The 19,618-nt window shown below is 64.0% G+C and carries 24 protein-coding genes; 15 read left to right on the top strand and 9 right to left on the bottom strand.

The features are described from left to right. Positions 1–61: 61 nt before the first annotated feature. From IEV75_RS09690 to IEV75_RS09675, 4 genes are read left to right on the top strand one after another with little or no spacing between them, the layout of a single operon-like run. Positions 62–2,269 (top strand): prolyl oligopeptidase family serine peptidase, encoded by a 2,208-nt coding sequence (locus IEV75_RS09690; RefSeq protein WP_188452370.1) that lies wholly within the window; start codon positions 62–64, stop codon positions 2,267–2,269. Positions 2,270–2,273: 4 nt separating this feature from the next. Continuing rightward, positions 2,274–3,227, top strand: a complete 954-nt coding sequence (locus IEV75_RS09685) for a hypothetical protein (RefSeq protein ID WP_188452369.1) — start codon at positions 2,274–2,276, stop codon at positions 3,225–3,227. Between the two features lie 38 nt (positions 3,228–3,265). Further along, positions 3,266–3,562: a nucleotidyltransferase family protein gene (locus tag IEV75_RS09680; RefSeq protein ID WP_233351818.1), complete on the top strand. Its 297-nt coding sequence runs from the start codon at positions 3,266–3,268 to the stop codon at positions 3,560–3,562. Continuing rightward, positions 3,555–3,899 (top strand): HepT-like ribonuclease domain-containing protein, encoded by a 345-nt coding sequence (locus tag IEV75_RS09675; RefSeq protein ID WP_188452368.1) that lies wholly within the window; start codon positions 3,555–3,557, stop codon positions 3,897–3,899. The genes IEV75_RS09680 and IEV75_RS09675 overlap by 8 nt, the downstream gene beginning before the upstream one ends. Here IEV75_RS09675 and IEV75_RS09670 read toward each other — a convergent pair. Both IEV75_RS09670 and IEV75_RS09665 read right to left on the bottom strand, forming a co-directional pair. Then, complete coding sequence (locus IEV75_RS09670) at positions 3,896–4,510, bottom strand: glutathione S-transferase family protein (RefSeq protein WP_188452367.1); 615 nt, start codon at positions 4,508–4,510, stop codon at positions 3,896–3,898. The two genes, IEV75_RS09675 and IEV75_RS09670, sit on opposite strands and share 4 nt — an antisense overlap. Before the next feature lie 62 nt (positions 4,511–4,572). Further along, positions 4,573–6,210 (bottom strand): AbgT family transporter, encoded by a 1,638-nt coding sequence (locus IEV75_RS09665; RefSeq protein ID WP_188452366.1) that lies wholly within the window; start codon positions 6,208–6,210, stop codon positions 4,573–4,575. A 266-nt stretch (positions 6,211–6,476) separates the two neighbouring features. Between IEV75_RS09665 and IEV75_RS09660 the strand changes: the two genes are divergently transcribed. The 5 genes from IEV75_RS09660 to IEV75_RS09640 all read left to right on the top strand — a co-directional run bounded on the left by IEV75_RS09660 (position 6,477) and on the right by IEV75_RS09640 (position 9,562). Further along, the gene (locus IEV75_RS09660; RefSeq protein ID WP_188452365.1) at positions 6,477–7,316 is read left to right on the top strand and encodes a mechanosensitive ion channel family protein; all 840 of its coding nucleotides are present in this window, start codon (positions 6,477–6,479) and stop codon (positions 7,314–7,316) included. Positions 7,317–7,367: 51 nt separating this feature from the next. Beyond that, positions 7,368–7,673 carry a DUF6460 domain-containing protein gene (locus IEV75_RS09655; protein ID WP_188452364.1) on the top strand — a complete coding sequence of 102 codons (306 nt, stop codon included), beginning with the start codon at positions 7,368–7,370 and terminating at the stop codon, positions 7,671–7,673. Between the two features lie 104 nt (positions 7,674–7,777). Further along, the gene (locus tag IEV75_RS09650) at positions 7,778–8,590 is read left to right on the top strand and encodes a response regulator (RefSeq protein ID WP_188452363.1); all 813 of its coding nucleotides are present in this window, start codon (positions 7,778–7,780) and stop codon (positions 8,588–8,590) included. Between the two features lie 58 nt (positions 8,591–8,648). Beyond that, complete coding sequence (locus tag IEV75_RS09645; RefSeq protein WP_188452362.1) at positions 8,649–9,158, top strand: PaaI family thioesterase; 510 nt, start codon at positions 8,649–8,651, stop codon at positions 9,156–9,158. Then, on the top strand, positions 9,155–9,562 hold the full coding sequence (locus IEV75_RS09640; RefSeq protein WP_188452361.1) for a PaaI family thioesterase: 408 nt from the start codon (positions 9,155–9,157) through the stop codon (positions 9,560–9,562). Before IEV75_RS09645 ends, IEV75_RS09640 begins: the two co-directional genes overlap by 4 nt. 13 nt (positions 9,563–9,575) lie before the next feature. On the opposite strand, the gene IEV75_RS09635 is transcribed toward IEV75_RS09640, so the two are convergent. Next, positions 9,576–10,577, bottom strand: a complete 1,002-nt coding sequence (locus IEV75_RS09635) for an NAD(P)/FAD-dependent oxidoreductase (protein WP_188452360.1) — start codon at positions 10,575–10,577, stop codon at positions 9,576–9,578. A gap of 43 nt (positions 10,578–10,620) precedes the next feature. Between IEV75_RS09635 and IEV75_RS09630 the strand changes: the two genes are divergently transcribed. The 4 genes from IEV75_RS09630 to IEV75_RS09615 all read left to right on the top strand — a co-directional run bounded on the left by IEV75_RS09630 (position 10,621) and on the right by IEV75_RS09615 (position 13,220). Further along, positions 10,621–11,031 (top strand): thiol-disulfide oxidoreductase DCC family protein, encoded by a 411-nt coding sequence (locus IEV75_RS09630; protein WP_188452359.1) that lies wholly within the window; start codon positions 10,621–10,623, stop codon positions 11,029–11,031. Next, a complete protein-coding gene (locus IEV75_RS09625; protein ID WP_188452358.1) occupies positions 11,028–12,575 on the top strand; it encodes an FAD-binding domain-containing protein in 1,548 nt (515 codons plus the stop codon). Before IEV75_RS09630 ends, IEV75_RS09625 begins: the two co-directional genes overlap by 4 nt. 1 nt (position 12,576) lies before the next feature. Continuing rightward, positions 12,577–12,735 carry a DUF2256 domain-containing protein gene (locus tag IEV75_RS13975; RefSeq protein ID WP_267905775.1) on the top strand — a complete coding sequence of 53 codons (159 nt, stop codon included), beginning with the start codon at positions 12,577–12,579 and terminating at the stop codon, positions 12,733–12,735. A 143-nt stretch (positions 12,736–12,878) separates the two neighbouring features. Then, positions 12,879–13,220, top strand: a complete 342-nt coding sequence (locus tag IEV75_RS09615; protein ID WP_188452357.1) for a UrcA family protein — start codon at positions 12,879–12,881, stop codon at positions 13,218–13,220. 88 nt (positions 13,221–13,308) lie between these two features. Here IEV75_RS09615 and ahr read toward each other — a convergent pair whose 3' ends face one another. Further along, positions 13,309–14,322 (bottom strand): NADPH-dependent aldehyde reductase Ahr, encoded by a 1,014-nt coding sequence (gene ahr, locus IEV75_RS09610; RefSeq protein ID WP_188452356.1) that lies wholly within the window; start codon positions 14,320–14,322, stop codon positions 13,309–13,311. A gap of 103 nt (positions 14,323–14,425) precedes the next feature. Here ahr and IEV75_RS09605 point away from each other — a divergent pair, with 103 nt between their 5' ends. Further along, positions 14,426–15,784: an MATE family efflux transporter gene (locus IEV75_RS09605; RefSeq protein ID WP_188452355.1), complete on the top strand. Its 1,359-nt coding sequence runs from the start codon at positions 14,426–14,428 to the stop codon at positions 15,782–15,784. Here the strand turns inward: IEV75_RS09605 and IEV75_RS09600 are convergent. Together IEV75_RS09600 and IEV75_RS09595 are read right to left on the bottom strand one after the other, a co-directional pair. Further along, entirely contained in the window at positions 15,745–16,782 is a 1,038-nt protein-coding gene (locus IEV75_RS09600) for a quinone-dependent dihydroorotate dehydrogenase (protein ID WP_188452354.1), read from the bottom strand. The two genes, IEV75_RS09605 and IEV75_RS09600, sit on opposite strands and share 40 nt — an antisense overlap. Continuing rightward, complete coding sequence (locus IEV75_RS09595; protein WP_188452353.1) at positions 16,782–17,129, bottom strand: DUF952 domain-containing protein; 348 nt, start codon at positions 17,127–17,129, stop codon at positions 16,782–16,784. The genes IEV75_RS09600 and IEV75_RS09595 overlap by 1 nt, the downstream gene beginning before the upstream one ends. Positions 17,130–17,239: 110 nt before the next feature. Here IEV75_RS09595 and IEV75_RS09590 point away from each other — a divergent pair, with 110 nt between their 5' ends. Beyond that, a complete protein-coding gene (locus IEV75_RS09590) occupies positions 17,240–17,866 on the top strand; it encodes a S24 family peptidase (protein ID WP_188452352.1) in 627 nt (208 codons plus the stop codon). 172 nt (positions 17,867–18,038) lie between these two features. Here the strand turns inward: IEV75_RS09590 and IEV75_RS09585 are convergent, their stop codons facing one another. The 3 genes from IEV75_RS09585 to IEV75_RS09575 all read right to left on the bottom strand — a co-directional run bounded on the left by IEV75_RS09585 (position 18,039) and on the right by IEV75_RS09575 (position 19,571). Next, positions 18,039–18,257 (bottom strand): helix-turn-helix transcriptional regulator, encoded by a 219-nt coding sequence (locus IEV75_RS09585; protein ID WP_188452351.1) that lies wholly within the window; start codon positions 18,255–18,257, stop codon positions 18,039–18,041. Between the two features lie 2 nt (positions 18,258–18,259). Next, on the bottom strand, positions 18,260–18,697 hold the full coding sequence (locus IEV75_RS09580; RefSeq protein ID WP_188452350.1) for a hypothetical protein: 438 nt from the start codon (positions 18,695–18,697) through the stop codon (positions 18,260–18,262). 100 nt (positions 18,698–18,797) lie between these two features. Beyond that, complete coding sequence (locus tag IEV75_RS09575; protein ID WP_188452349.1) at positions 18,798–19,571, bottom strand: hypothetical protein; 774 nt, start codon at positions 19,569–19,571, stop codon at positions 18,798–18,800. Between the last annotated feature and the right edge of the window lie 47 nt (positions 19,572–19,618).

The raw sequence follows: 19,618 nt of genomic DNA, 5'->3' as shown, positions 1-19,618 counted from the left end.
ACAATTTCGCCCCGTCTGCCTAGGTTTCGGCCCAAACACTCATCATCCAGGAGCGCATCACATGAAGCGTGCAACTCTTCTTCCGCTGGCAGGCATGCTGGTTCTGGCCGCTTGCGGCGATCAGGTCGCCACTGGAGACGGTGATGCCCGCGAAGTTGTCGTCGGCGCAGCGCACACGCAAGACCGCCTCAACTACCCGACCACCCGCACCGTGGAGCAGACCGATATCTACCAGTCGGCGGCCAACGGCGAGGTTGAGGTGGCAGACCCTTATCGCTGGCTGGAGCAGGATGTTCGCGTGAGCCCCGAGGTGGCCGCATGGGTGACCGCACAGAACGCGGTCACCAATCGCTATCTGGAAAACCTGCCTGGACGGCCGATGATTGCCGAGCGCTTGCGCGAACTGTGGAATTACGAACGCCTCTCCACCCCCGCCGCGCGTGAAGAACGTTACTTCTACTCCTACAATGACGGCTTGCAGGATCAGTCTGTGTACATGGTCCGCGAAGGGTTGGACGGAGAGGCCCGTGTTCTCATCGACCCCAACACATTGTCGGAAGACGGCACGGTTGCCCTGGCAGGCAGCTGGGCGAGCCCCGATGGCCGCCACGTTGCCTACATGCTGCAGGATGGCGGGTCTGACTGGCGCACGGCACAGGTGATCGACGTCGAGACCGGTGAGACGCTGGAAGACCGGCTGGAATGGATCAAGTTTTCCGGCCTCGCCTGGGCAAAGGACGGGTCAGGCTTTTTCTATTCGCGCTATCCCCAGCCGGAGGAAGGCGAGGAATTCACCTCGCTGAACATGGATCAGGCGATCTATTTCCACGCGCTTGGCACGGATCAGAGCGAAGACCAGCTGATCATGTCCGACCCGGACAACCCGGAAGTCAGCTGGCGCGCGGGCGTGAGCGATGATGGCGACTATCTGTTCATCTACTCCTCCGCCGGAACGGACGGCAACGCGATCCATATTCTCGACCTGACCGATGAGGCCGCTGAGCCGGTGGCCATCTTTGAAGGGTTTGCCAACAATCACTCGGCCATAGGCAATGTCGGCGCGACCTTTTTCTTCCTTACCGACCTTGATGCGCCCAACCAGCGTGTGGTGGCCGTAGACCTCTCTGATCCATCCAGCCTCACTGATATTATCCCTGAAGGGGAGTTTCCGATCACCAGTGCCAGCCATATCGGCGGGCATCTGGTCGTGCAGAGCTTCGAGGATGTGCGCTCGGTCGTGCGCGTGCACACGCTGGAGGGCGAAGCGGTACGCGAGGTCGAACTGCCGGGCCTTGGCGTCGCCAGCGGCTTCAATGGCCGCCCGGACAGCCCGGAGACCTTCTACAGCTTCACCAGCTTCAACCGCCCCGGCACCATCTACCGCTATGATGTGGAAACCGGTGAAAGCACGCTCTTCCACGAAGCGCCGCTGACCTTCGATCCCGATGATTATGAAGTCAGCCAGGTTTTCTACGAGAGCACGGGCGGCGTGCAGGTGCCGATGTATATCGTCCACCACCGCGATGTAACGCCCGATGGCCAGCGCCCGACCCTGCTTTACGGCTATGGCGGGTTCAACATCGCAATGACCCCGGCTTTCGATGTGCGCCGCCTGCAATGGATGGAAATGGGCGGGGTGTTCGCACTGGCCAATATCCGTGGCGGCTCTGAATATGGCCGTGACTGGCATGATGGCGGCCGGCTCGCCAACAAGCAGAACGTGTTTGATGACTTCATCAATGCGGCTGAACACCTGATCGAGGCAGGCTGGACCAGCCCGGACAACATCGCCATCGAAGGCCGCTCCAACGGGGGTCTGCTGGTCGGTGCCGTGGCCAATCAGCGTCCGGACCTGTTCGCGGCCGCCCTGCCCGGCGTGGGCGTGATGGACATGCTGCGCTTCAACCAGTTCACCGCAGGCCGCTTCTGGGTGTCGGACTATGGCAGCCCGCAGGACCCGGACATGTTCGACGTGCTCTACGCCTACTCGCCCCTGCACACCATTCCCGAAGGCGAAGGCTATCCGGCAACGCTGGTGACAACGGCTGATACGGATGATCGCGTAGTGCCCAGCCACTCCTTCAAATACATCGCCGCGCTACAGGCGGCTGATACCGGCAATGCGCCCACCCTGATCCGCATCGAGACACGCGCCGGGCACGGCGCGGGCACGCCCGTTTCCATGCTGATCGAGGAGACGGCAGATAAATGGGCCTTCATTGCCTTCCACACCGGGCTGGATCTCCGCCAGCAACAGCCGGCCGACTAGCCCGATGGAGCAAAGCACCGCACTGGCCCGTCTGAACACAGCCCATGCGGCCGTAAAGGCGATTGATGGCGGGCCGGGCGGCGCGGCCGCCTGGTTTGCCGCCTACGCGCTTTTGCCGGCTGACGCCGCGCCGGACAGGACGGCCGCCGCCATGCAGGCCGTCCGCGCAGAGCTGAAAGCAGCTCTGGGCAGCTGGCGCGCGCCAACGGGCGACCTTCTGTGGATCTACGCTGCCCTGCTCGCGAGCCATGGCAAGACCGCATCCAGCTTCCTGAAAGTGCGCGCGCAGCTGAAGGACGGCGAAAAGGCCTCGGGCACAGGCAGGCTGCACGCGGGCGGAAGCCGAGCTGCCCTTGTGCTGACACTGGCAGACGCCACATCCGCGCAGGCCGTGAGGCGTTTCTTTGCCATCAAGCAGGCCATCCGTCCGCCGTGGTGGCGCGCGAACCCGGAAGTGACCGACATGTTCGCCGCGTCCCATGCCGCGCGCGACAACAGCCCGGAGGCCGTCAGGCGTGAACGCGAGCTGGCTCTTCCGGTATTCGAGGCGCAGCCCGAAACCCGCGGGCTGAAACGCGAAGGCGCGCGGCTGAGCGCCCTCTACCAGCAACCAGCCGCTGACGTCCGGGACCGTTTTTTGTCCCTGCGCGAGGCGATCAAGCCCCATCGCAAGATGCGATATGCGGGCAATCGTCACGTCTGGATCGAATGGGCGGCTCAGGGTGTCACCCCTGCCGATCTGCCCGTGATCGAAGCCAATATGGAAACGCTCGGCAAAGTGCCGCAAACCGGCGCGGCACGGCTCCGCCTGGCTCAGCTGGTCTGGTTGTCAGACCGCACCGATGGCTCGCTGGGCGCAGTATCGGCGATGTCTGCCCTCATTGCCGCGCAGATGGCCGCCATGATTGCGGTCACGACCGCGACCACGGCTGCAGTCACGGCTACGGCCGGGCGTTAGAGGGTGGCATCTTGCCGCCGCCACCCGGGAGTGGGACAATGGCGGCCATGAAACGCGATGAGCTTCTGGCCCGCCTGCGGGAACTGAAGCCGTGGTTTGAGGACCACGGCATCATCCGCGTGCGCGTGTTCGGCTCCCACGCCCGTGACGAGGCAGGCCCGGACAGTGATGTCGATCTGCTGGTGGAGTTTGCTCAAACACCCAGCCTGATCGGCATGATCGGGATCGAGCGTTCGCTTGCAAATGAACTCGGTTGCCCGGTCGACCTTGCAACCGAACATGGCCTGAAGCCGCGCGCGCGCGCCCATATTGCCGCAGAAGCTGTCGATGCCTGAACGCAGTGATCGCGACTGGCTAAACGATATAGTTGATGAGATCGCGCTAGCGTGCCAGCTCACCCAATCCACAGGCTATGACGCTTTTAGCGCTGACCCGTTCGCCCAGCGCGCCCTGCTGCACATGCTGCAAACCATAGGCGAGGCTGCGGGCAAGCTTTCGCCAGAGACGCTATCAGCAATTCCCGGTGTGCCCTGGCCCGATATTCGGGGCATGCGGAACCGCATTGTCCACGGCTATTTCGGGATCGACATGGAAGCCGTCTGGCGGACAGCTACGAACGACCTTCCTCAGCTCGAAGCAGCGATCCGAAAAAGCGGACTTGCCGCCCCCTAAACCCCTTGCTCGATCATGCGCTTGTAGCCTTCACGGGCATGAGCGCGTTTCAGCCAGTCTTTCGTAGCCGGAGCATTGTCCAGCAGGCCGGACTTTTCCATGCCGTCAAGCTGGAAGCCCATCAGGCAATCTGCTGCCGTGAACATGTCGCCTGCAAACCAGGTGTGACGGGCGAGATGCCCCTCAATGGTAGCCTCGGCCTTGTCCCGCTCACCCGTCATCCATCCCGCCAGCAGCGAGTCCTGAAGGCCCGTGGCGCGGGTGAAGACAAGGATCAGGCCCGGCAGAAAGGGTGAGCCCTCCGCCGCGTGCATCCATTCCAGATAACGGGCAAATTCGGGCCGTCCGGGCTTGGGATGCAGGCGGTGCTCGGTGTCGAACACGGCAAGGATGTACTGCGCGATAGCGCCGGTTTCCGCGATCACCTGTCCTTCATGTTCCAGCAAGGGCGCCTTGCCCATCGGGTGGATCTTGAGCAGCTCCGGCGGCGCCAGACGTGTTTGCGCATCCCGTTCGTGGCGGACCAGCGTATAGGGCAGGCCCAGCTCCTCCATCAGCCAGATAATGCGCTGCGAGCGCGAGGCATTGAGGTGATGGAGGACTAGGCTCATCGAGTATTTCCTTGAGAAGTGAGGCGCCCGCAACCCTTGAGGGCCGCCGCGGGCGCGCGCTACTAGTTGGCTCCCGGCAGGGTATAGCCGACCTCTGCGCCCGGTCCGAGCGGCAGGCCGAGATAGACCCAGGCGATGGTCATGATGATGCCCGTGATCAGCAGCCAGATCGAGTAGGGCAGCATGGCTGCCGTCAGCGACCCGATGCCGAAGTCCGGCACCCAGCGTCGGGCAAAGACCAATACCAGCGGGAAGTAGACCATCAGCGGGGTGATGATGTTCGTGGCACTGTCACCGACGCGGTAGGCCGCCGTTGCCATTTCCGGGCTGATACCCAGCAGCATCAGCATCGGCACGAGGATGGGCGCCATGAAGGCCCACTTTGCGCTAGCCGACCCGACAAAGAGGTTCAGCACACCGGCAAACAGCACGATCAGGCCCAGCACGATCGGCAAGGGCAGGCCCGATTGCTGGATGGCATTCGCGCCATTAACCGCCGAGATGATCCCCAGATTGGACAGGTTGAACATTTCCACGAAATACGCGGCAGCAAAGGCCAGTACGAGGTAATAGCCCATGTCCTTCATGCCGCCGGCCATCATCTCGACCGTGTCACGGTGGGTCTTGATCGTGCCCGCTGCCATGCCGTAGGCGACGCCGGCAGCGAGAAACAGGATCAGGAAGCCTGCCACCAGCGAGGTGAAGAACGGAATGAGCTGCTGGGTTACCTCCAGTGCCGGATCGGGATTGAGCAGAGGCGGATTGCCGCCCCAGACCGATACCGCGCCGAAGCTGACCAGCTCGACCAGATCCACGGTCAGGAACAGCCACAGGAAGACAACTGCGAGAACAGCGAGGCCCGCATGGGCAAGGCCCTTCTTCTGGCCGGCCGTCAGCGGCGCGTCGGGATCATCATCCGCGTCACTGCTGCCCGCGACGGCGCCGCCAGTCCATTTGCCGAGGCGCTTTTCGATAATGCCGTCAGTGACGAACCAGATGACCGGCAGGTAGAAGATCGTCATCACAGCGATAAAATACCAGTTACCGGCAATGTTCATCACCCAGTCGGTGACCAGGCTGCCCACCGCCGCTTCGGTAATGCCGAACAGCAGGGCATCAAGCTGGCCGGGGAAAAGGTTGGCCGAAAAGCCGCCCGACACCCCGGCAAACGCCGCCGTAATGCCCGCAATCGGATGCCGGCCGGCAGCCGCGTATATGACGCCCGCCAGCGGGATAAGCACCACATAGGCCGCGTCCGCCGCCAGGTTCGCCAGCATGGCCACCAGCGCAACAGCCGGGGTCAGCAGGAAGCGCGGGGCGTTACGCACGGCTGCGCGCATGGCTGTGCCGAACAGGCCTGCGCGTTCAGCAACACCGGCGCCCAGCATCACAACCAGCACATAGCCAAGCGGATGGAAGGAGGTGAAAATCGTCGGCATGCGCACCAGAAGATGCTCGATCAGCTCCGAGCGGAAGAGCATGCGGGCCGGCTCGACAACCGGCGAGCCATCCTCGTTCACGCGCACGGGGTGTTCAACAGACACGCCCATCCAGTCGGTAATCACCGACACAACGATCAGTATCCCGATCAGATAGGCGAAGATGATAACCGGATCGGGCAGCTTGTTCCCGGTTTTCTCGATCCAGCCGAGAATTCCCTTCTGGCGCTCCTCTACTGCGGGCGCGTCTACCTTTGCCATAGTGCTTTCCCCCTTGGCGCGCGGACCGTCTGCCAAGCCAGCGGCCGCGCATTATCTCCACACGGAGCGGTCATGCCCGCCCGCAAGGCGCCAAGGTTAAGCATTCGCGGGCAGTTTAGGGAACCCTGCACTTGCGTTCGTGGCAGACCTTTTGCCGTGGAGGCCACCCGGCCTCTCCGCCGGACACGGGGACGGTTCGACCTTGCCGCCAATCCGTGCTAGAGGCCCGCCTCCTGCTGAAATCATTGGGAAAAGGACATCCGGGCATGGAATTTGGCGGCGAGTTCGACACGCAGATCAATACGATGATGGAATATCTCGCCACGCTCGGCGTTGCGGTGCTGTCCAATGTGGCACTGGCCGCTATCATCCTGGTCGTCGGTCTCTACATGGCCGGCTTCATCTCCCGGCGTGTCCGCAAATGGGCAGTGGACCATCCCAAGATCGATACCACGCTGGCTGTCTTCTTCGCCTCGGTCGTGCGCTATCTCATCATCGCGGTGGTCATCATCGCGGTGCTGACCCGCTTTGGCGTGGAGACGACTTCGCTGGTCGCCGCGCTGGGCGCCATGACGCTCGCCATCGGCCTTGCCTTGCAGGGCACACTGTCAAACGTGGCTGCGGGCGTGATGATTGTCTTCTTCCGCCCATACAAGATCGGGGATTTCGTCGATATTGGCGGAGCCTCCGGCACTGTGCGCGACATCACCTTGTTCTACAGCGAGCTGACGACGCCGGATAACCGGCAGGTCATCGTTCCCAATGCCCAGTCCTGGGGCCAGGTGATCGTGAACTTTTCCGGCTACTCCACCCGGCGCGTGGACTTCATGTTCAGCGCCTCCTACGACACCGATATCGAGAAGGTACGCAGTGTCATCCGCCGGGTTCTGGAGGATGATGAACGCGTCCTGCCCATGCCCGAAGTGGTGGTGGAGGTCGCCGCCCACGGCGCATCATCCATCGACTACACGGCCCGGGCCTGGGTCAACAGCGCCGACTACTGGCCGTACTTCTGGGAAAAGACACGCCAGATGAAGCTGGCATTTGATGCTGAAGACATCGAAATTCCCTATCCGCATCAGGTGCATATCAACAAACAGGGTTAAGCGCGCTTTTCGCCTCACACGTGCCGCAATCTTTGCGTTACTGTGGCGGTCATGAGCGATACACAAGCCCCCCGCAAGACCTTCCTGCAACGCGTCATAGCGGTGCGGCTGAAGGATTTGCTTGTCCTGTTTTTGCTGTGCGTGCTCGCCGGCGTGGTGCTGGCGCTGTTCAATGTCGATCCGGCAGAGCTCTGGGTCGACTTCTTCGGCACGATTGCCCGCGCCTGGGACCGCTTCTTCCTGATCATCACCGAATCGCTGGGCTGGTCGGTGCGCTACTTCCTTCTGGGCGCGGTTCTCGTGGTGCCGATCTGGATCATCTGGCGGGTCATTTCCGCTGCGGGGCGCCGCACCTGAACGGGCTTACCCCGCATTAACCCTGTCCACGGTTTGCGCGGGCAATGGGCAATGCCTGCTGCTAGCTTGCCTTTCCTGGGAAGTGGTGCGCCGGCGGGGACACAATGAAGCTTGATGATATCGAGACAAGCACGCCCGTGCGCGTGCCCGTGTCCAGCCGCTGGCAGGACCGCCCCATCCTTATCGTCGACCCGTCCAACTTCCTGCGCCGGCTGATCGCCGATGTGCTGCGCCATGCTGGCGCCGACCATGTGTTCACCTTTGCCAGTGAAGATACCGGCCTGTCAGCCGCCACCACCTACGCCCGACCGATCATCATTTCCGACTGGTCCGGCAAGACATCGCCGGGCCCGGCCCTGACGCGCGCACTGCGCCGCAAGCACCTGCCCGTGCGCCGCGCACCGGTCATCGCGCTCGGCAATAACAGCCAGATGCGCGAGATTGAGCGCGCGCGTGATGCAGGCGTGAACGCCTTCCTGCTGCGCCCTGTCTCGCCTGCCGCTCTGTTTGCCCGGCTGGAAGAGACCACCAGCCGCCCGCGGCCCTATGTGGAAACGGAGACTTTTGCCGGGCCGGACCGGCGCACACGCCCCAACCAGAATGGCCGCATCGCCTGGAAGCGCGGCGTGGATGTGAAAGCAGGCCTGGCCACGCCTCTGGAAGCCGCCCTCGCCCAGGCCGATGCCATGGCCGAAGCCATGATGCGTCAGGGCGACATGATTGCCGCGCGCGTGGGCCGCTCCTTGCGCCAGTATCTGGAAACCGTTCGCGATGTGGGCCCGCGCGAGACCGAGATCATCACCCTGCACCGCTCGGCCCTGCGCCGCCTGCAGGAATTCGACAATGCGCCGGACGCGCACCGCAACGAGCTGGTAAACGGACTGGAAGAAATCACCGCCCGCAGGCTTGCCGCCTGACATCGCCCCCCTGAACGCACCTCTGGCCTAATCGTTCTGTGCCCGTTAAAGGGCAGGCATGGCAGACGATTTGCAAACCCTTCTGGACTCGCTGGCCCCGCTACTGGTGGAGGGCTCGCCCCACGCAGTAGCGCTGGGCTTCAGGCTGGAGCGTATAGAGCCGGGCATGGCCGAGATGCGCGCGCCCTACCGCGATGACCTGATCGGTGATCCTGATACCCGCGTCCTTCATGGCGGCGTGGTCGCGGCGCTCCTGGACCATGCCTGCGGACTGGCCGCCTTTGCAGGGCTGGGCGGCAGGGATGCCACCGCGACGCTCGATCTCCGGCTTGACTATATGCGCCCGGCCGAACCGGGGCGCGATGTGGTGGCCATAGCCCGCTGCATCCGCGCGTCGGGCCTGTTCGCCTTTGTCAGCGCCATCGCCCATGACGGCGATGAGAGCGATCCTGTTGCCACCGCTGCCGCAGCCTTCATGGTCAGCCGGGTCAGCCAGGAAGCCGCCGAAAAGGCGCGGCGCGCGTTTGGCAAATCCGCCACGCCGATAAGCAAGGTGGAAGAAGAATGAGCCCGCTGGACCCCCTGCTTTCAAGCCCGTACGTGCAGATGATGCGCGTGCATTTTGACGGCCATGGTGACGAGCTGACCGCCATCCTGCCCTACGCGGATACGCTGGTCGGAAATCCGCTTATCCCGGCCCTGCATGGCGGAGCGATCGGGGCTTTCATGGAAATCACCGCCTCGGCGGCCCTGCTGGCCGGCACGCGGCTGGCGGCCTTGCCCAAGCCCATTGATGTGTCAGTGGATTATCTGCGACCGGCAAGGCCGCAGGATGTTTACGCCCGCGGCATTATCACCCGTCAGGGCGCACGCGTGGCCAATGTGCGCGTGGAAGCCTGGCAGGACCGCCGCGCCGCGCCCGTAGCGGCCCTGCACGGCCATTTCCTGATCAAGCCGGAGGGTGAGAGCTAGAGCGTATTCCGCTCTAGGCTTTCGCCAGCGCCTCGCCCAACGCCGCGCCACTATCCCACGCCAGCTCCGCCCGGCCTCCCAGGCGCCAGTCGCCTGCGCAGCCAAGCGTGCCGGTTTCATCAAGGGCAAAGGCGCTGCCCGGTGCCTGCTCGCTGAGCGCATAGCGCCAGCGATGGGCCGCGCTCCAGACCGGACGCGCCGGAAATCCGAAACGGATATGCGCCTCTTCGATCAGCGCACGTATCACGTCATCGCCGTGCGCTTCCAGGTTCGCCCGTGACCAGCCGGTGGTTGCATGCAGTATCCACGCCTCCGGCACGGTCCGCCCCGGACGTGATCCCATGCGTGCCATCCAGGCCAGCGCACCGCCATAGAGCTTGGCGCCGTCAAAGCCGGGATCAAATGGCGCATCGAGCACCGTCATCACAGCCTGACACGGACCGATCCGCGCCCCGTTGGCCTGTGCTATCTGGGTGGAAAAATCGCCATCGGTACGCGCCAGCAGATCAATCATCTGTTCGGGCGGAATGGTGACCGCAACCGCGTCGAACGGACCTTCACGTCCGCCGTCTTCCAATACAAGCGTCCATGCGCCCGCCCCGCCCTTGAGGCCGGTCACCCGCGCGCCAAATCTGACATCCAGACCGTCCAGCGCATGTTTTACCAGCGCATTCATGCCCGGCACGCCGATCCAGCGGTCTTCCTGGCGCAAGGGTTCAACATTGCCCCGGCGGTCGATCGAGACCAGCCGCGCATCCCAGACGGCCGCAGCACCCGCATCCCGCGCCCGCTGCATGAAGGCCGAGAACGCCGCACCGCGCGCCGTGATGAACTGTGCGCCGTGATCGAAGCTCACTTCGCCCAGAGGTGTTTCCACCCGCCGCGTCGACAGGCGCCCGCCCGGCCCACGCCCCTTGTCGAAAAGCCGGCAGCTGTGTCCGGCCTGCGTGAGGACACCGGCACAGGCCGCGCCGGCAAGCCCGGCGCCGATAATGGCAATGCGACGTCTCGCCATGTCCCCTTTTCCTGCTCCCGTCTCCGCCTAGATTGAAGCCTAAATGACCCGCAAAACCCAAACACAAGATCAACACACTGCAAACGCATCTGAATATGGTGCGTGTGATGTGTTTTTCGACGGCAGCTGCCCGATGTGCCGCGCCGAGATCGGCTATTACCGGCGACGGGGAGCAGGCGCCGCCTTTCACGATGTTCACACTTCGCCGGACGGTCTTCCAGAAGGGCTGAGCCCAGACGCGGCAATGGCCCGCTTTCATGTCCGCACCCCTTCCGGCGAAATTGTCAGCGGCGCGCGGGCTTTCGCCGAGCTGTGGAAAGTCACGCCGGGCTGGCGCTGGCTGGGCCGGATCGCCGCTGCGCCGCCGCTTATCTGGGTGCTGGAGCTTGCCTACCGGCTTTTCCTGCCGGTGCGCCCGGCACTGCAGCGCCTTTGGCGCAGGTTCGCACGATGACGAGCCTTGTATGGTTCAAGCGTGATCTGCGCGTGGAGGACCATGCGCCTCTGCATGCCGCCGCAAGCCGGGGACCCGTCATTGCGCTCTACATTGTAGAGCCCTCGCTTTGGGCGCGCCCAGACTATTCCGGCCGCCAGTATGCCTTTCTGCTCGATTGCCTGTCCGAACTCGCCCAGTCCTTGGAAGGCCTTGGCATACCTCTGACCATCCGCACCGGTGAGGCGGTGGAAGTCATGGCGCAGCTTCATGACACTCACCCCTTCACGCATATCGACGCGCACGAGGAAACCGGTGTTACAGCCACATGGGAACGCGATCGTGCGGTGGCGGGCTGGGCCCGTTCACGCGGGATCGCCTTTAACGAACACCGCCAGCATGGCGTCATAAGGAGCCTACGCAGCCGTAATGGCTGGGCGCAGCGCTGGGACCGTTTCATGGCACAGCCGGTATTGCCTGCGCCCGGGCCGCTACGCGGCCCCTCTCTGACACGCGAAGATCCGCCTGCTCCCGCAGTCCTGGGCCTGCTCCCGGACCCTTGCCCCTCACGCCAGACCGGCGGGCGGCAAGCAGCACTGGACGATCTGGCGAGCTTTCTCGAAAGCCGGGGTCACGGCTATCGCCGTGCCATGTCCTCGCCCGTCACGGCCTTCGATGCGTGTTCACGGGCATCGGCCCATCTCGCGTTCGGGACCTTGTCCTTGCGTGAGACGGCACAACGGGCCGTGCGGGCCCGTGATCAGTACCGGTTTGCCGGCAACAACACCTATGCCCGTTCGCTCGACAGCTTCATCGCCCGGCTGCACTGGCACTGCCACTTCATCCAGAAGTTCGAGGACGAGACCGCACTGGAGTACCAGGAGATGCATCCCGCATGGCACAATGCCCGCCCGGAAGGTGATGCGTCGAACATACAGGCCTGGATCAATGGCGAGACCGGCTTTCCGTTTCTGGACGCCTGCATGCGCGCACTCAACGCCACCGGATGGCTGAATTTCCGCATGCGTGCCATGGCCGCAGCCTTTTCCAGCTATCACCTCTGGCAGGACTGGCGTGAACCGGCCAAACGCCTTGCCGCCCGCTTCACCGACTACGAGCCCGGCATCCATTTCCCCCAGTTCCAGATGCAATCAGGAACGACCGGCATCAATACGCCGCGCATATACAACCCGGTGAAGCAATCGCACGATCAGGATCCTGAGGGAGTGTTCATACGGCGCTGGATCCCTGAGCTGTCCGGCCTGCCGGTGACCGCACTGCACGCGCCATGGCTCGCCTCCCCGGCAGACCTCGAACGGGCAAAAGTGCGCCTTGGCGACACCTACCCGCTGCCGGTTGTCGATCATGCCGCCGCCGCGCGCAAGGCACGCGCCCGGATGAGCGCGATCCGCGCCAGCGCCGGTTTCCGCGATACAGCGCGCGCAATCAATGCCCGTCATGGCAGCCGCAAATCGGGTATGAAACAGACGGGCCAGCATCCCCGTCCCGCCAGGCGGAATACACCCGATCCGCGGCAGGGCAGCCTTGATTTCGGCGGTGCATAAGATGAGGCGCAAAGCGGATTTGCCGCAAAAGACCTGCGCAAGCTGCGGGCGCCCCTTCACCTGGCGCAAGAAATGGGAGCGGGTGTGGGACGAGGTTCGCTACTGCTCGAAACGCTGCGCAGGCGAAGCGAGGAAAGCGCGGCGCAGCGCTGCACCTTAAAAGACATTCATGCGCGCGCCATCGCGGCGCAATCTTTCCTGACCCAGAGTGGCAATCGCACGGACGGATATGACCGCGACACCAGATCACGGCACCTCCGGGCAAGGTTGGCTCGTCACTCAAGGAACAAGGAAACACATCCCATGAAAGCCCTCCCCCTCATGCTCGCTGCCATGGCAGCTATCAGCATCGCTGCGCCCGTCATGGCCGCGGACACGCCCTCGCGCACGGTCGATTTCAGGCCTGCCGAACTCAATTCTGAAAGCGGCCGCCAGGCCATCGAAGAGCGGCTGGCCAATGCGGCCCGGCAAGTCTGCCGGGAGCCGGGCCTGCGCGGGCTGGCCCGCCAGGCCAGCGAGGCGCGTTGCCGTGAGGCGGCACTGCAGGACGCGCTCGGCGAGCTTCATGCCAGTGGCCATATCGCAGCCCGCGCCCCGGCAACCACGCGGGAAGCGCGCATCGTGCTGACCAGCACGTCCCGCTAGCCCGCCAGCACCCGTTTGCCCGGCTTATTCCCTTTTGCCGCGGCAGTCACTGGCCCTCGCACCCGATTGGTGCGGGGGCCATTTTTCATCAGGCAGTAAAGTCGTTTTCCAGCACGATACGGTAGCGCGGCTTGCCCTCGCGCAAACGCTGGAATGCGTCGTCAATCTGGCTCATCGGCATGTATTCGACATAGGGCGCGATTGAATGGCGCGCGCAGAATTCCAGCATTTTCGCCATCACCGCCGGGCTGCCGACCGGCGAGCCGGACACCGATTTCTGACCCCCGATAAGGCCGAAGGCCGGAACGGCAATAGGTTCTGAAACCACGCCGACCGTGTGCAGGCGCCCCTTGGGCGCGAGCGCGGCGATATAGCGGTTCCAGTCCAGCGGCACGGCCACGGTGGAAAGGATGAAATCATGGCGCCCGGCCTCGGCTTTGAGCGCATCCTTCGAGCGGCTGTCCACCACGCGGTGCGCACCGAGCGCGCGCGCCTCCTCGGCCTTGGACCCGGTGGACGTGAAAGCCGTCACCTCGCAGCCCCAGGCTTTGAGGAACTGGACGGCGAGATGGCCCAGCCCGCCAATGCCAATCACGCCCACTTTGTCTGTCGGCTTCACACCAAATTCCAGAATGGGTGAGAATACCGTAATCCCTCCGCAGAACAGCGGCCCGGCACTGCGCGCATCCAGCCCCTCGGGCAGTTTCACCGCCCACGCCGCCTGCAGGCGTACTGCGTCCGCAAACCCGCCATGGCGGCCCAGCGCAATGCCTTGCGAATCCGGACATAGATTATGGTCCCCGCTCATGCAGTTGTGGCAGGTCAGGCAGGAGCGCGCCATCCAGCCCGCGCCTACACGGTCGCCGGATTTGAGATGGGTCACCGACCGGCCCACCGCCGAGACCGTACCGACCACCTCGTGGCCGGGCACCAACGGAAACTGCGTCTCGCCCCACTCCTCGTCCAGCAGGGACAGGTCTGAATGGCAAAGCCCGCAAGCCTCAACCTTCAACTCCACCTCGTCATCGCCCAGCGGACCGGGATCAAAGCTGATCTGTTCAAACTTTCCGGCGCGTTCCTTCGCGGCATAGGCACGGATCATGACAAATTTCTCCAATGGCTGGCGCAAGACTTTGTCGCTTTGCGTAAGTTAATGTGAACACTTGCCGTTTGCGAGGGCACGGGTTTGGATTTATGCGGCGCACATGGCTGCTGCACCGCTCCTCACCCGCCAGAAGGTTCTGGCTCTCGCCCTGCCGATCATGGCGGCGAACATCGCAACCCCGCTCGTCGGGCTTGTTGATATCGCCGTTATTGGCCGCACTGGCACCACCGCCGAGATAGCCGCCGTGGCACTCGGCGCGCTGATCTTCAATTTTGTTTTCTGGGCCTTCGGCTTTCTGCGCATGGGTATGACGGGCCTGACCGCACAGGCCGACGGGCGCGGCGACGAGGCCGAAGTGCGCGCCAGCCTCTTACGCGGGATCATGACGGGGCTGGTCATCGGCACTGCCCTGCTTTTCGCCCAATGGCCATTGCGCGAACTCGCCTTCACCCTGTTTTCCGCTGAATCGGGTGTGGAGGCGGCGGGACGCACCTATTTCGATGCGCGCATCTGGAGCGCGCCGGCGGCTCTGGCCGGATTTGCGCTCTATGGCTGGCTGATCGGGCTGGGGCGAACCGGCCTCGCACTGGCGCTACAGGCGGCTTTGAACCTCATCAATGCGGGTGCCTCCATTCTGTTCGTGGCCGGGTTTGGCTGGGGCGTGGCAGGTGTTGCCTGGGCGAGCACGCTGGCCCTCTGGCTGCACCTGCTGCCGGGCATAGCCATTGTGGTGTGGATACTGCGCGGGCGGATTGCGGTAGCGGTTCCGCTGGCACTCATCCTCGCGCCGGCCGCCATCCGGCGCCTGCTGGGCGTGAACCGCGATATTTTCCTGCGCACGCTGGCCTTGCTGGCAGGCTTTGCCTGGTTCAACGAGGCAAGCCTGCGCGAGGGCACCGATGTGATGGCCGGCAATGCAGTCCTTCTGCAATTCATCTCCATCATCGCCTACTTCCTGGATGCCTTTGCTCACGTCACCGAAACCGTGACGGGCAAGGCGGCGGGCCGGGGCGACTGGAAGGGGCTTAAACGCGCACTGCGCCTGACCACGGAGCAGGCCGCCGGTTTTGCGCTTGCGGCAAGCCTTGCCCTGCTTGTCGGCGGCGAAGCGCTGATCGGCCTCATCACCACCGATCCGGCAACGCGCGCGACTGCGCTTGGCTTCCTGCCTTTTTGCGCACTGGTACCGCTGATGGGCTTTGCCAGCTGGCAGCTCGACGGGCTGATGATCGGCACGACCAGAGGCCCGCTCATGCGCAATGCGATGATCGCCGCGCTATTGATCTATCTGGCGCTGGATTTTGCCCTGCGCCCGGCCTTTGGCGGGACGGGTCTGTGGCTGGCGTTTCTGGGCTATTACGTGGCGCGGGCAGGCACGCTCAGCCTCGGCCTTTCAGGCCTCAAGCGCGACGTGCTCGCTCAGGCGTCCACGCCCACCGCTTCGGCCAGAGATGTATAGCCATCGGCCCTGATGCGCGCGGCGAGGCCGTCGCGCAGACGGCCGACAAGACCCGGGCCTTCATAGACCAGCGCGGTGTAGAGCTGGATCGCGCTGGCCCCGGCACGGATCTTCGCATAGGCGGTTTCTACCGAGTTCACCCCGCCAACCCCGATCAGCGGCAGGTCCGGCCCGGCAGCTTTACGCACCTGACGCAGCACCTCGGTTGAGGCTTCAGTCAGCGGCGCACCGGAGAGGCCACCCGCCTCGGCCTTGTGGCGGCTTTTCAGGCTGTCGGGCCGGGCCAGCGTGGTGTTCGACACGATCAGCCCGGAAATGCGGTTCGCCATGGCCACGCGCACAATGGACTCAATGCCTGCTGCATCGAGATCAGGCGCGACTTTGAGGAAGACCGGCTCGGTCCAGCGGGCGTCATTGACCCGGCCCAGCAGCGCACCCAGCGCCGCCTCGCCCTGCATGTCACGCAGGCCCGGCGTATTGGGCGAGGAGATGTTGACCGTAAAGAAGCTCGCGAGGCCTTTCAGGGCCTTCACCAGCATCACATAGTCACCCGCTCGGTCCTCGCTATCCTTGTTGGCACCCAGATTGATGCCGACAACGCCCGGCTTGCCGGCGCGCGCCTCCAGCCGTCTTTTAAGCGCGTCCAGCCCTTCATTGTTGAAGCCCATCCGGTTGATGACGGCGCGGTCGCCGCGCAAGCGGAAAAGCCGGGGCTGCGGATTGCCGGCCTGCGGGCGGGGTGTGACGGCCCCCAGCTCCACAAACGCAAAACCCGCCGCCAGCAGCGCATCAGGTGCTTCGCCGTTCTTGTCATACCCGGCCGCCAGGCCCACCGGATGCGCCAGCTCGATCCCCGCTATCGAGGTCGCCAGCACCGGGTCCGCCTTTGCAGGCAATCTGGGGCCAAGCCCGGACGCCAGCGCCTTCAGGCTGACCCGGTGAGCGGTTTCAGGCGGCAGGAGGGAGAGGCTTTTTGCGGCGAGATCAGCAAGCGCCATTACAAGTCCTCCGGCAGGCGCCAGCCGCCCGCCTCATCACGCCGCAGAATATGCACAGACATGATCGCCGCGAATGGCAGGGCGCCGTAAAGGTGCGGGAAGAGCTCCCCGCCACGCGACTTTTCCCATTTCAGAATGCCACCCAGCGCGTTTGCGTCGATCACGGCCAGCGCAATGCGCTCCACATCGGCGAAATGGGCTGCGAGCGTACCTTCAAGCTGATCGCGGGCCGAGCAATGGATGAAGCCATCAGCGCGGTCATGCGCCTCGCCCTCATAAGCGCCCGAGAGCGCGGCAGCACCCAGCGCGGCGGGGTCGGCAAAGCGGTAAATCACATCATCGGTCATGGCATCGCTCTAGACCGGGGGCGCAGGTCCCGCAAGTGCGGGGCAGAAGGCTTGACATTCTTCCCCGGCAAAGGAATAAATTCCTTATCATTAACGAAGGAGGCGCGGCCATGCTCACCCACGCCCAGGTCTGGCGCGGTATTGACCGCCTCGCCCAGCGCGCAGGCACCACGCCATCGGGGCTCGCCCGGCAGGCAGGGCTCGACCCGACGACATTCAACCCGTCAAAGCGCGTCGCCTCATCAGACAGCAAGCCGCGCTGGCCCTCCACCGAAAGCCTTGCCAAGGCGCTGGACGCGGCCAAGGTCAGCTTTGCCGAGTTTGCGGGCCTCGCTACCGACACGATTGCAGGACGCTCGGTACCGCTGATTGGCATGGCGCAAGCGGGTAATGAAGGCTTTTTTGATGATGCCGGCTTTCCGGTGGGCGCCGGCTGGGAGGAAGTGATCTTCCCCGGCCTTGATGACGAGGCATGCTATGCGCTGGAAATCTCCGGCGAATCCATGCTGCCGGTCTACCGGCCCGGCGACCGGATCGTGGTCGCGCCCCATGCCCAGCTTCGCCGGGGGGACCGGGTGGTGGCCAAGCTCCGCTCCGGCGAGGTGATGGCCAAGGAGCTGGGCCGCACCACGGCACGTACGGTGGAGCTGGTATCGCTCAATACCGAGTTTGAGACCCGTGTGCTGGACGCGTCCGAACTGGTCTGGATGGCGCGCATCGTCTGGGCCAGCCAATAAACTCAGTGATGCTCCGCACACCCCCGCCTTCGGGCGGGAAGCCGTGCGTCGCGCTCTCGGACGGCGTTCCGCCGTCCGCAAGGCCAAAGGCCGCCCGCGACTTTTCGCGGAACATCGCAACGCGGCCTGTCCCCGCGCAGGCGGGGAATGCGTTGCGGAGCTAAAAAGCCCCTCAATCCTCGTAAGAAAACACCTCTTCGAGCGGCTTGCCAAAGACGCGGGCCACGCGGAATGCCACTTCCAGCGAGGGTGAGTAACGCCCCTGCTCCATGGCGATGACGGTCTGCCGGGTAATGCCCACCGCATCGGCGAGTTCAGCCTGCGTCATCTCGCCGGCATGAAAGCGTTGCTCGCGGATCGTGTTGGCAATGCGTGTCTTGCCCTTTCCCATCGTCACACGCCCCGGCGATAGTCGATGAGCTTCGAGACGGCCTTGACGATCTCGCCCAGCACCAGCCCGGCCAGGATCGCGTTGACAATCCAGAAATGCGGCATGGCCAGCATGGCAAGGCCCATCCCGCACAGCGCGCCAAACGCCATCACGAACCCGCCGCGCTGATCGCCGCGCATCTCGATCAGCCTGTCACGTTCGTCATGCTTGTCGGCGTCTTTCGGCGCCAGCACGGTGATGAGGATATGGCCAATAATGGCAATCGCGACGAGAGCCACCACGCTGCCCAGCATCAGCCCGTTGGACATGACGAGCCTGGCGTTGACGTCAATATCGGTGCCGCTCATCACCGGCAATCCCAACACGATGAGGAAATAGGCCCCGTAAACCAGCACGATTGCGCCCAGCATCAGGGCATTGCTTTTCTCGTGAAACGACATGTCAAAAAACTCCACCAGCAAGTATGATTTACCTTACACGCCGATGTGTAGGATCACGAGGCTGGCATGTCAAGTTTTTCGTACAAGCTGGCGTTAAGCCCTAGCGCTCCATTTCCACAACAGCTAGGCGGGCGGCATGGGCGGGATCATCCTCGAACGCACGCAGCAGCATGCGGGCGCGGGTACTGATCGCGGTATCGAGCGCAGCATCAAGACCCTCGCGCGGTGGCAGCTCAGCCGAACGGGCAAGCTGCGCGCGGGCCGCATCCATATAGGCCGCCTCTCCACTGGCCAGCAGCGCCACGGCGAAGAAATAGGCGATCACGGGATCATCGGGAGCGCGCGCGATGGCCTCGCCATAGGCGGCCATGCCCTCTGCCAATGATGCGCCGAGCGCCCGTCCGCCGCCGCGGCGCACCACTTCGAAATGCCAGGCGCCCAGCATGGCCACACCCCAGGGATCATCACCATCGAGCGTCATGGCCTGCTGGATATGGCTGTGGCCCTGCTGGGGCAGGCGGCGCATGAAGGCACGCAACGTGCCCACATAGCGCCCCTCGAACCCTATTGCTGCCGCCATGCGCAAATGGGCATCGGCCAGCGTATCATCGGCAGTTACCGCGCCACGGGCATGGGTGAGAAGACGCCCTGCTGTTGAGCGTCTGTCAGAGGTCTGATCCGCCATCAGAAGCGCCAGCGCGGCCCCGGCGGCAAAGGCCTGCGCCTCAGCGGACGGGTCTGCACTGGCGAGCGTTTCAGCGCGGGCAAAATCCCCCGCCGCATAGGCCTCGCGCGCTGTCGGCAGATCGGCCATGGCCGGAGCCGACAAGGCCAGCGCGCACAGCAATTCCGCCAAGCCCCGTAAACCCGCCAATGCGCCGTCCTCCACCGCCTCACGGTGAAAGATTAGCGCGCTTCGTG

It is taken from the genome of Glycocaulis albus (assembly GCF_014639075.1).
GTDB lineage: Bacteria > Pseudomonadota > Alphaproteobacteria > Caulobacterales > Maricaulaceae > Glycocaulis > Glycocaulis albus.
This window is presented reverse-complemented; position numbering and strand designations above follow the sequence as displayed.